Below are 10,883 nucleotides of genomic sequence, written 5' to 3' on the forward strand. Positions count from 1 at the left end.
TAATCGATCCTGCCAGGCTGAAGTTCCGGTTGCCTGGAGCAGTTCCTCGACAACGCTCCGGAATTCTGCGCAGGTGTAGTCGGCGATGCTTTGCTTTTGACTGATCACCACTCTATCTCCGAAGACAGCGCGTACTGCAGGGCGCTCATGATCCGCAGATTCTCGGCGTCGTACATCGCACCGCCCACGGTGGGTGGGTCTATGTGGCAGATCTGATAGTTGCGCACGCCTTTGGCGGTTTCGCCGAAGGGCGCGCGGGGTGGCCAGCCTTGTTTGATGCGGTTGAGTTGCGAGGCGACGAATTGGTGGGAGTAGACCGGATCTTCGGCGAGGGCCATCCAGAAGGACTGGGCGAAGTCTTCGAAGCTGACGAAAGTTTGCTCTGCAAGACTTTTTACAAGGTGCTCTGGGAGGTACATAGCCATGACAGCGTTTCTCTCTTGAAGTGATGCATGGATCATGGCTGTGCTTATTTGGGATGGGAATCTTCACCGTGCTGCATTTGGTGTGAGGTTTTTTTGATGAGCGTGTAGGAATATTCAGGATCTAGGAGTGATATGCCCCGTGAAGTCGGGGCATATGTTGGTTATGACTTAAAGCCGCTTTTTCCGTTGGGATTGGCGCACCTTCACGGCTGGCGGCCTGCGCGCGCCATGTCTCTGTAACCTGCACGCCTTGTCCAATGGAGGTCCCAGCCTCAAACCTCGGACTCTTGAACACCACCAGGATAGGCAGCAATCCCAAGTCGATCGGGAAGGTGATGATCAGCCGTTCCTGATCGAGAAGATCCAGTGCAGGTCCGTTGTGTTGCTTACAGGGTTGAGGCTGCTGCCGGTGTAAACAATCGTGCCCGGCGGAGCGGGTGGCAGGCTAGTGGAGCTACCTTCACCACCTCCGGGCGGGCTGGCGGGTGTCCAGGTCAGGATGCGCTGTGGGTTCTCCAGTGCGAGGCTGTATACCTGCCGTTCAGTATCAAATGTTGCGGCCCTTACCGGCACTGCCTTACCGCCGGGAACCACGTACAAGCTGATCCACTCTTATGTTGTGTACGTCGTAAGAGGCTCCACCTTCCGGAATTGGGTTGGTGAATAGTTAAGGCTACCCTGCAGTGCGCAGGGTAGTTTCTGCACTCGATTGTGATTCCGCCTCAGTCCTCTCTGAATCCTAGTTTTCCGTTATCAGTTCGCCACTTTTTAACAATATCAAGTACTGCCTCAAGTTCACCTTGATCGTCACTCTCCGGCCAATAGATCAGGTCTGTTCCGCTAGGATGCTCCGTTACTTCAGAAAAATGTTTAAGAAGGGGGGCTAGTACTTCATCAGGTTCTTCAGCGTTGGCACGGTAAACCTCTTTTAGGAAATCGATAAATTCAGACTCTGTGTAATCGCTGTAACTATTCCTCAGTCTCATGGTTTGTCTCCATAATGAATTTTGTGGTGCGCAGATGGAGTAACAATTCTCAAATTGTCAACGTCATAAACGGCGCCACCTTCGCTGATAGGAACTACATGGTGTAGGACGAAGCTTGTGTGTAGGCCATAAGCGTCAACCTCTCGTACGCTTGGGGCATTTCCTTTTTCTTGCATGCGGATGAGATTTTGCTTGGAGAATTGTTTCGAAAGCTCAGGTTGATTCGCAACTGTTCTCCATAAGTCCCTTCTGAATGCATCAAAGTCTCGATACTCCTTGCCTCTAAGCGAGTCAGCGATATGAAGGGGAATTAGGGCGCCTCTGTTGCGGGTCTCTTCACCCAGCCAAATGCCGACCGATGGCGCGCCAGTCCCAGTGACAACTCCTGGCTCGTACCTTGGGCTTTTGAACACCACCAGAATAGGCGGTAATCCCGAGTCGATCGGGAAGGTGACAATCAACCTCTCTTGATCCAGCAGATCCAGAGCGGGGTAGCTTTCAGTCTCGGTCTCTACAGGGGTAAGGGTGCTGCCGGTGTAAACGACTGTGCCCGGTGGAGCCGGTGGGAGGCTAGTCGAGCTTCCCTCTTCACCACCCGGAGCACTTGCTGGCGTCCATGTCAGAATCCGCTGTGGATTGTCCAGCGCAAGGCTGTAGACGTGCCGTTCGCTGTCGAACGTCGCTGCCCGGACGGCTACTTGCTTTGCGCCAGGTATCACGTACAACCCGAGCTCATTATCGTCTTCATTGCCAGCCAGTAAGTACGGCAGGTCGACACTGACGGAAGACATGGCCAAGGCGGAAAGATCAGGCCCTCCTGGTGGTGACAGGCTGGAAAGTGGCGTGCTGATCAGATAGCGGCGTTCGGCGTTGCCAAGTGTTGATGGCCAGGCCGCTGCCAGGATGGCAACGGCCAACTGTGGGACGGTTGTAAGTGCCGCTGCGGCCATTCGGCTTGTGGCGGCAGTGATTGCCGCCGTTAGTGCGCTAGAGGCACTCTCGGCAATTGCAAATGTAGCGACGCCTATCGGGGTGATGGTCGCAGCAGATGAGGCAATTCCGGCATCGGTGATGTAGTTGATGCGCTGGCGTTCTGCATCAAGTCTCTGACGCTCGGCCTCAGCTGCCAGTCGTTCGGTTTCGGCTTGTTGGCGTGCGGTTTCTTCGGCAGCCAATCGTTCGGCCTCAACCTTCTGACTTGCAGCCTCATCTGCAGCCAGTCGCTCAGCCTCGGCCTGCTGGCGCGCTGCTTCCTGAGCAGCTGCCAGTTCCGCCGTATACCTCGCTTGTAGCTGCTCTGCTTCAACGGCTCGCAGCGCCAGATTGCCCATCGCTGTACCGAATGCCTGCAGGTAGCGGATGGACTCGGTGAGGGCGAGTGCGCGGTGATACTCCGCCCAGAGCGGGCCGGCGCGCCTTGTAGCCTGCTCATCCACCAGATGCCGCAGGGCTTCGGTTTGCGGCTTGGACAGCGGCCCGACAATTTCCGGGTTGGACTCGCTGTAAGCCGGTATTTCGGCTTGCTTGGTGGCTATGAGTGCATGGACGGCATGCGCATAGGCCGACAGTTGCTGGGTAAGGGGGTCAGTCTCCTGGGCTGGAGTGGCTTGCGCCAGTTCGTGCTGCAAGAAGTTGGGCAGGCAGTCGAAGCAGGTCTGCATCTCCTGCTGGATCTGTTTGACTCTTCGTTCAATCGCGCCTTTGAGGTCTGTGCCGGGCTGTTCAAGCTCGGCCTTATCAACCTGTTGCGCTAACCCTGGTAGCAGGGCTGCAAATGCCTGATATTTTTGCGCAGCGATGTGCAATTTATAGGCGGTGTCAACCGACGCGTCGAATGTTGCCCAGAGCTGTTGTCCCCATTCCTCGGCCGAGCCAACTAGCGGGAATGCTCCATCATCACTCAGCCGAGTGGCAAAGGAGTCGTAGCGTTTATAAAAGGGCATTGCCCCGTAGAACCCAGTTGCGGCTGGCAAGGCCTGCAGGTATTCGTCGCGTATTCGTTGCAGGGTTTGGGTGGTTAGTTTCTGCTGCAGTTCAACAAGCTGGAAAGGACTAGTTGCTGCTGCGCTCGCTTGCTGGTCAATGCTTACGCGTTCGGCTTCTATTTGTGTTGGAAGTTCTTGCAGCGCGGGTGCGTAGTGATTGGCGTAATGGAAGTGCGTGCCGTTATGTTCCTCTCCAAAAACCGTACGCCAGCCTTTTTCACGGGCAAATCGGCTTGGCCCCCCAGTACCTCTGGGCCGCCCTGCGTCCAAGCCCCAGCCGCCGTAGCCTGGTCCCCCGCCGCCGGAAAGAGGAGGGAGCGGTGTTCGGTCTGGGGCTTGCTCGTTTATCCAGAGCCCCTCATTTAAATGCAGGGCACCGCCCGAATCACGGAATGGTTCACCAAATTTGATAGTTTCATTTTGAGCCATGTAGTCATCCTCCTAATCGCTACATGGCAAGCGTGCTATGGCTGGTTTCTCGTGTATGTCAGGCGCGGGCTGTCAATCGGTAGGAGGCTTCCCACCGACTTGAAAGATCTGATTCAAATGTGTACTTCAGACACAGGGATTACCCGTTTTTCCTTAACCGCCTTGTAGGAAAAGCTCGAGTAGATCTCTTTCACCCCCGGCAACCGCTGCAGCACTTCCCGGGTAAATTCGCCGAACGATTCCAGGTCCCGCGCCAGAATCTCCAGCAGGAAGTCATAGCGCCCGGAGATGTTGTGGCAGGCCACAATCTCGGGAATCTCCATCAGCCGCCGCTCGAACGCCAAGGCCATGTCCTTGGTGTGCGAATCCATCATGATGCTGACGAACGCAGTTACCCCGAACCCCAATGACTTGGGCGAGAGAATCGCCTGGTAGCCGGTGATGTAGCCGTGATCTTCCAACAACTTGACCCGGCGCCAGCAAGGCGAAGTGGTCAGTGCGACCTTGTCGGCGAGTTCGGATACGGTCAGGCGGGCGTTATCTTGCAGGGCGGCGAGCAGGGCGCGATCGGTGCGGTCGAGGGTGATAGGCATGGTTTGCCCTCAGGTTGAGGTTTTTATTGTTTTTGTTCCAATACGCACGCGAATGCGTGGGCAATTTTGGAAAAAATCAGGCAGTGCGGTGGCATAAGCTTAGAACAAACCACCAGAGGCTGTTGCCATGCGCGGCTCCCATAACAACAACACCGGTTTTTCCACCCGAGCCATTCACCATGGCTACGACCCGCTTTCCCACGGTGGCGCGCTGGTGCCGCCGGTGTACCAGAGCGCAACCTATGCCTTCGCGACGGTGGAATATGGCGCAGCGTGCTTTGCCGGAGAGGAGGGCGGGCATTTCTACAGCCGGATCTCCAACCCGACCCTGGCCCTGCTGGAGCAGCGCATGGCCTCCCTGGAAGGCGGCGAGGCCGGGCTGGCCCTGGCATCGGGCATGGGCGCCATCACCTCGACCTTGTGGACCCTGCTGCGGCCCGGCGATGAATTGATCGTCGGCACCACGCTGTACGGCTGTACCTTTGCCTTCCTGCACCATGGCATCGGCGAGTTCGGGGTGAAGATTCGCCACGTAGACCTCAACGACAGCAAGGCGCTCAAGGCGGCGATTACTCGCAAGACGCGGATCATCTACTTCGAAACGCCGGCCAACCCCAACATGCAGCTGGTCGATATCGCTGCCGTGGCCGAAGCGGCGCGCGGGCATGACATCCACATCGTGGTCGACAACACCTACTGCACGCCCTACCTGCAACGGCCGCTGGAGCTTGGCGCCGACCTGGTGGTGCATTCGGCCACCAAGTACCTCAGCGGCCATGGCGACATCACCGCGGGGCTGGTGATCGGACGCAAGGCGTTGATCGACCGGATTCGCCTGGAAGGCCTCAAAGACCTGACCGGCGCGGTGCTGTCACCGCACGATGCGTCGTTGCTGATGCGCGGCATCAAGACCTTGGCGTTGCGTATGGACCGCCATTGCGCCAATGCCCAGCAAGTGGCGGAGTACCTGGCGCGCCAGCCGCAGGTCGAGTTGATTCACTATCCGGGGCTGCCGACGTTCGGCCAGTATGCGTTGGCCCAGCGGCAGATGCGTTTGCCGGGCGGGATGATCGCCTTCGAGCTCAAGGGCGGCATCGAGGCAGGGCGGCGCTTCATGAATGCGTTGCAGCTGTTTGCCCGGGCGGTGAGCCTGGGGGATGCCGAGTCGCTGGCGCAGCATCCGGCGAGCATGACTCATTCGAGCTATACGCCTGAAGAGCGTGCGCATCATGGGATCTCGGAGGGGCTGGTGCGGTTGTCGGTGGGGCTGGAGGATGTTGAGGATCTGCTGGCGGATGTTGAGCAGGCGTTGAAGGCTTGTAGTTGATTTGTCTGCATTGGCCCTATCGCCGGCAAGCCGGCTCCCACAGGTACAGCATCGATTCCCTCTGTGGGAGCCGGCTTGCCGGCGATGAGGACGGTGAATTTCACACAAGAAAAAGGCCTCTTTCGAGGCCTTGTTCATTTCAGCGAATCAGCGCTTGAGCCCGTAACTCTCGTCGAGCATGCCCGGCGAGTTCGGCGTCTTCGGCGCGTAGTCGCGCGGCACTTCGGTGTCGCGCGGTGGGGTCAGGCGATCGCGTGGGCCCTGGCCCGCTTCAGAGTGCAGGGCAGCCAGCAGGCGCTGGCGGGTGACGTCATCGAGGGCCAGGCTGTTGGCACCTTCGGCCAGGTGATCTTGCACATCCTGGTAGCTCTGGGTCAGTTTCTTGACCAGCACGGCGGTGCTGTTGAAGTGGGTGACCACTTCGTTCTGGTAACTGTCGAAGCGCTTCTGGATATCGTCCAGCTGACGCTGGGTGCTGCTCGGCGCAGCATTGGGCAGCAGGCGCGCCACGACGAAGCCGATGGCGACGCCAATGACCAGGGCCAGGGTTGGCAACAACCAAACAAGGAGCGAGAGTTCCACGAGTCCTTCCTCTATAAACGGCTTTGCTTTACGTTAACGGCTCAGACCTGCGCTGTATACCGCGAGCGATCGCAAATCAGAACAGAATTCCACACCTAGACGAATCGACCCCCTTCGAGGTCACGGAGTAGTGCCTTGCTTGTCCGCGAAACCCCCTTGTTCATCGATGGCCCCGTGGGCCAGCTGGAAGCCTTGTACCTGGACGTGGCCGATGCCCGCGGTGCGGTGCTGATCTGCCACCCGAACCCGGTCCAGGGCGGCACCATGCTCAACAAGGTGGTCTCGACCCTGCAACGTACTGCCCGTGATGCCGGCTACGTCACCTTGCGCTTCAACTACCGCGGCGTCGGCCAGAGCGCCGGCAGCCACGACATGGGCGCGGGCGAGGTGGCCGATGCCGAAGCCGCCGCGGCCTGGTTGCGCGAGCAGCACCCGCAGTTGCCGCTGGTGCTGATGGGCTTCTCGTTCGGTGGTTTCGTCGCCACCAGCCTGGCCGGGCGCCTGGAGGCGGCCGATGTGTCGCTGCAGCACCTGTTCATGATCGCCCCGGCGGTGATGCGCCTGAGCGATGAATTCCCGTTGCCGCAGCGCTGCCCGATCACGGTGGTGCAGCCTGACGCCGACGAAGTCGTGGCGCCGCAGCTGGTTTACGATTGGTCCGACAGCCTGTCGCGCCCCCATGAGCTGCTGAAAGTGGCAGAATGCGGACACTTCTTCCATGGCAAGCTGACCGATCTGAAGGATCTGCTGCTGCCGCGCCTTTCGAATTGAGCCAAGCCTGAATAAGCGAACACCCATGACCACGCGCATTCTCACTGGTATCACCACCACCGGCACCCCGCACCTGGGCAACTACGCGGGCGCCATCCGCCCGGCGATCGTCGCCAGCCAGCAACCTGGTGCCGACTCGTTCTATTTCCTGGCCGACTACCACGCCCTGATCAAGTGCGATGACCCGCTGCGCATCCAGCGCTCGCGTCTGGAAATCGCCGCGACCTGGCTGGCCGGCGGCCTCGACCCGCAGAAGGTGACCTTCTACCGCCAGTCCGACATCCCCGAAATCCCCGAGCTGACCTGGCTGCTGACCTGCGTGGCCGCCAAGGGCCTGCTCAACCGCGCCCACGCCTACAAGGCCTCGGTGGACAAGAACGTGGAGAACGGCGAAGACCCGGACGCCGGCGTGACCATGGGCCTGTTCAGTTACCCGGTGCTGATGGCCGCGGACATCCTGATGTTCAACGCCAACAAGGTGCCGGTCGGGCGTGACCAGATCCAGCACGTGGAAATGGCCCGCGACATCGGCCAGCGTTTCAACCACCTGTTCGGCCAGGGCAAAGACTTCTTCGCCCTGCCGGAAGCGGTGATCGAGGAGAGCGTGGCGACCTTGCCGGGCCTGGACGGTCGCAAGATGTCCAAGAGCTACGACAACACCATCCCACTGTTCACCAGTGCCAAGGACATGAAGGACGCCATCTCGCGCATCGTCACCGACTCGCGCGCCCCAGGCGAAGCCAAGGACCCGGACAACGCCCACCTGTTCACCCTGTTCCAGGCCTTCTCCACGCCAGCCCAGTGCGCCGAGTTCCGCGAAGAACTGCTGCAGGGCCTGGGTTGGGGTGAAGCCAAGCAGCGCCTGTACCAGTTGCTCGACGGCCAGCTGGCGGAAAAACGCGAGCACTACCACCAGCTCATTTCGCGCCCGTCGGACCTGGAGGACATCCTCCTGGCCGGTGCCGCGAAGGCGCGCAAGATTGCCACCCCGTTCCTCGAGCAGCTGCGCGAGGCCGTTGGCCTGCGTTCGTTCCGCAGCAGCGTGCAGGCCAGCACCGAAGTGAAGAAGAAAGCCGCCAAGAGCGCGCGCTTCGTCAGCTTCCGTGACGAGGACGGCAGCTTCCGCTTCCGCCTGCTGGCCGCCGATGGCGAGCAATTGCTGCTGTCGCGCAGCTTCGCCGACGGCAAGAGCGCTGGTGCGGTGAGCAAGCAGTTGCAGCAAGGTGGCGACGCCGATGTGCGCGTCGAAGGCCTGGGCTTCAGCTTGTGGCTGGACGGCGAGCAGGTCGCCCAGGGGCCGCAGTTCGAGGGCGCAGAGGCCCGTGATGCGGCGATCGAGAGCCTGCGCGAGGCGTTGACCCCGGCCCAGGACTGACCTCCTGGCGCCGGTGCCATGCAGCGGATTACTGCCTTGAATGAGGCATATTGACGCAAGTCGCATTGCCATTAAGCGGGCCTGTCGCTACAGTGACGGCCCGTTTTTTGTTGCCTCGCTAACGAAATCATGACGCCCCTAGAACGATATCAAGCAGATCTGAAACGTCCCGACTTCTTCCATGATGCGGCGCAGGAAACTGCGGTGCGTCACCTGCAGCGTCTGTACGACGACCTGATCGCTGCGCAGAACAACAAGCCGGGCGTGTTCGGCAAGCTGTTCGGCAAGAAGGAGCAGACGCCGGTCAAAGGCCTGTATTTCTGGGGTGGAGTAGGGCGCGGCAAGACCTACCTGGTCGATACGTTCTTCGAGGCGCTGCCGTTCAAGCAGAAGATGCGTACGCACTTCCACCGCTTCATGAAGCGCGTCCACGAGGAGATGAAGACCCTCAAGGGCGAGAAGAACCCGCTGACCATCATCGCCAAACGCTTCAGCGAAGAAGCCAGGGTCATCTGCTTCGATGAGTTCTTCGTTTCCGACATCACCGATGCCATGATCCTCGGCACCCTGATGGAAGAGCTGTTCAAGAACGGCGTCTCGCTGGTGGCGACCTCCAACATCGTCCCCGACGGCCTGTACAAGGATGGCCTGCAGCGTGCGCGCTTCCTGCCGGCCATCGCCATGATCAAGCAGTACACCGATGTGGTGAACGTCGACAGCGGCGTCGACTACCGCCTGCGCCACCTGGAACAGGCCGAGCTGTTCCACTTCCCGCTGAACGAAGCGGCCGAGCAGAGCATGCGCGCAAGCTTCAAGGCGCTGACGCCGGAGTGCACCCAGGCGGTCGACAACGACGTGCTGATGATCGAGAACCGTCCGATCCACGCCCTGCGCACCTGTGACGATGTTGCCTGGTTCGACTTCCGTGCCCTGTGCGACGGGCCGCGCAGCCAGAACGACTACATCGAGCTGGGCAAGATCTTCCACGCCGTGCTGCTGAGCAACGTCGAGCAGATGAGCGTCACCACCGACGACATCGCCCGGCGCTTCATCAACATGGTCGACGAGTTCTACGACCGCAACGTCAAGCTCATTATCTCGGCCGAGGTGGAGCTCAAGGACTTGTACACCGGCGGGCGCTTGGCGTTCGAATTCCAGCGCACCCTGAGCCGGTTGCTGGAGATGCAGTCGCACGAATTCCTGTCGCGCGCGCACAAGCCGTAAACAACCGGGGCCGCTTTGCGGCCCATCGCCGGCAAGCCGGCTCCCACAGAAAATGGTGTGGGGGCCGGCTTGCCGGCGATGGGGCACGAAGCGGCCCCAGTGGTTTCAGGCTTCCTGCATGAACTGCTGGCGATACTGGTTCGGCGACAACTCCGTGTGCTGGCGGAACAACCGCGCAAAGAAGCTGGCATCGTCATAGCCCACTTCATAGCTGATGGTCTTGATGCTCTTGCGCGTGCTCGACAGCAGCCCCTTGGCCGTTTCGATGCGCAAGCGCTGCAGGTAATGCAGCGGCTTGTCGCCGGTGGCCCCCTGGAAGCGGCGCATGAAGTTGCGGATGCTCATGCCATGGTTGCGGGCCACATCCTCGAAGCGGAACTTGTCGGCGAAATGCTCCTCCAGCCAGTGCTGGATCTGCAGGATGATCAGGTCCTGGTGCAGCTTCTGCCCACCGAAGCCCATGCGCCCCGGGGTGTAGTTGCGCTGCACTTCATAGAGGATGTCACGGGCCACCGCGCGGGCCACGTTGGCCCCGCAGAAACGCTCGATCAGGTAGATGTACAGGTCGCAGGCTGAGGTGGTGCCGCCTGCGCAGTACAGGTTGTCGGCATCGGTCAGGTGCTTGTCCTGGTTGAGCCGGATCTTGGGGAAACGCTCGGCGAAGCTGGCGAAGAAGCGCCAGTAGGTGGTTGCCTCCTTGCCGTCGAGCAAGCCCGCCTCGGCCAGCCAGAACACGCCGCTTGCCTCTGCGCACAGGACCGCGCCACGGGCATGCTGCTGGCGCAGCCATGGCAGTACCTGGGGGTAGCGTTGCAACAGGGTGTCGAAATCTTCCCAGAAGGCCGGGAGGATGATCACGTCGGCATCGTCGAGGCCGCCGTCGACCGGCAGTTGCACGTTGCTGAAGCTGTCCACCGGCTGGCCGTCGGGGCTCACCAGGCTGATGTCGAACATCGGCTGTAGGCCCAGGCCCAGCTGTTTGCTGTAGCGCAAGCTGGCGAGGTGGAAGAAATCCTTGGCCTGCATCAGGGTCGAAGCAAACACCTTGTCAATGGCCAGGATGCTGACGCGCCGCAGCGACGCCGAGGGTTGGGTAAACATCATTGTCATTGTTCTTATAGGGTAGAGTGGTCAATCACCGGCTGGATCGTCTTATTTTTTGGCGATTGTGTCTACCCCGTGTAAC

The 10,883-nt window shown here is 60.0% G+C and carries 11 protein-coding genes; 4 read left to right on the forward strand and 7 right to left on the reverse strand.

The features are described from left to right. Positions 1-104: 104 nt before the first annotated feature. The 5 genes from B3E94_RS25180 to B3E94_RS25200 form a co-directional block, all read right to left on the reverse strand. A complete protein-coding gene (locus B3E94_RS25180) occupies positions 105-461 on the reverse strand; it encodes an S-type pyocin (RefSeq protein ID WP_349681717.1) in 357 nt (118 codons plus the stop codon). A 303-nt stretch (positions 462-764) separates the two neighbouring features. After that, a complete protein-coding gene (locus B3E94_RS25185) occupies positions 765-1,019 on the reverse strand; it encodes an S-type pyocin domain-containing protein (protein WP_349681718.1) in 255 nt (84 codons plus the stop codon). A 128-nt stretch (positions 1,020-1,147) separates the two neighbouring features. Then, positions 1,148-1,411, reverse strand: a complete 264-nt coding sequence (locus B3E94_RS25190) for a bacteriocin immunity protein (RefSeq protein ID WP_286915627.1) — start codon at positions 1,409-1,411, stop codon at positions 1,148-1,150. Further along, positions 1,408-3,825 (reverse strand): S-type pyocin domain-containing protein, encoded by a 2,418-nt coding sequence (locus B3E94_RS25195; protein ID WP_286915628.1) that lies wholly within the window; start codon positions 3,823-3,825, stop codon positions 1,408-1,410. The genes B3E94_RS25190 and B3E94_RS25195 overlap by 4 nt, the downstream gene beginning before the upstream one ends. A 113-nt stretch (positions 3,826-3,938) precedes the next feature. Further along, positions 3,939-4,418 carry an Lrp/AsnC family transcriptional regulator gene (locus B3E94_RS25200; RefSeq protein ID WP_176512351.1) on the reverse strand — a complete coding sequence of 160 codons (480 nt, stop codon included), beginning with the start codon at positions 4,416-4,418 and terminating at the stop codon, positions 3,939-3,941. A gap of 127 nt (positions 4,419-4,545) precedes the next feature. Between B3E94_RS25200 and B3E94_RS25205 the strand changes: the two genes are divergently transcribed. Next, on the forward strand, positions 4,546-5,745 hold the full coding sequence (locus B3E94_RS25205; protein WP_286915629.1) for a methionine gamma-lyase: 1,200 nt from the start codon (positions 4,546-4,548) through the stop codon (positions 5,743-5,745). Between the two features lie 147 nt (positions 5,746-5,892). Here the strand turns inward: B3E94_RS25205 and B3E94_RS25210 are convergent, their stop codons facing one another. After that, on the reverse strand, positions 5,893-6,327 hold the full coding sequence (locus B3E94_RS25210) for a YhcB family protein (protein WP_176512354.1): 435 nt from the start codon (positions 6,325-6,327) through the stop codon (positions 5,893-5,895). Between the two features lie 135 nt (positions 6,328-6,462). Between B3E94_RS25210 and B3E94_RS25215 the strand changes: the two genes are divergently transcribed. The 3 genes from B3E94_RS25215 to zapE all read left to right on the forward strand — a co-directional run bounded on the left by B3E94_RS25215 (position 6,463) and on the right by zapE (position 9,697). Continuing rightward, positions 6,463-7,098, forward strand: a complete 636-nt coding sequence (locus B3E94_RS25215) for an alpha/beta hydrolase (RefSeq protein WP_176512355.1) — start codon at positions 6,463-6,465, stop codon at positions 7,096-7,098. A 25-nt stretch (positions 7,099-7,123) separates the two neighbouring features. Then, complete coding sequence (locus tag B3E94_RS25220) at positions 7,124-8,473, forward strand: tryptophan--tRNA ligase (protein ID WP_236235253.1); 1,350 nt, start codon at positions 7,124-7,126, stop codon at positions 8,471-8,473. Positions 8,474-8,602: 129 nt separating this feature from the next. After that, positions 8,603-9,697: a cell division protein ZapE gene (zapE, locus tag B3E94_RS25225; protein ID WP_176512359.1), complete on the forward strand. Its 1,095-nt coding sequence runs from the start codon at positions 8,603-8,605 to the stop codon at positions 9,695-9,697. A gap of 105 nt (positions 9,698-9,802) precedes the next feature. Here the strand turns inward: zapE and B3E94_RS25230 are convergent, their stop codons facing one another. Further along, positions 9,803-10,723 (reverse strand): GlxA family transcriptional regulator, encoded by a 921-nt coding sequence (locus B3E94_RS25230; protein WP_176512962.1) that lies wholly within the window; start codon positions 10,721-10,723, stop codon positions 9,803-9,805. Positions 10,724-10,883: the final 160 nt, after the last annotated feature.

The sequence above is a fragment of the Pseudomonas sp. UBA6315 genome (assembly GCF_002438125.1).
GTDB classification, from domain to species: domain Bacteria; phylum Pseudomonadota; class Gammaproteobacteria; order Pseudomonadales; family Pseudomonadaceae; genus Aquipseudomonas; species Aquipseudomonas faucium.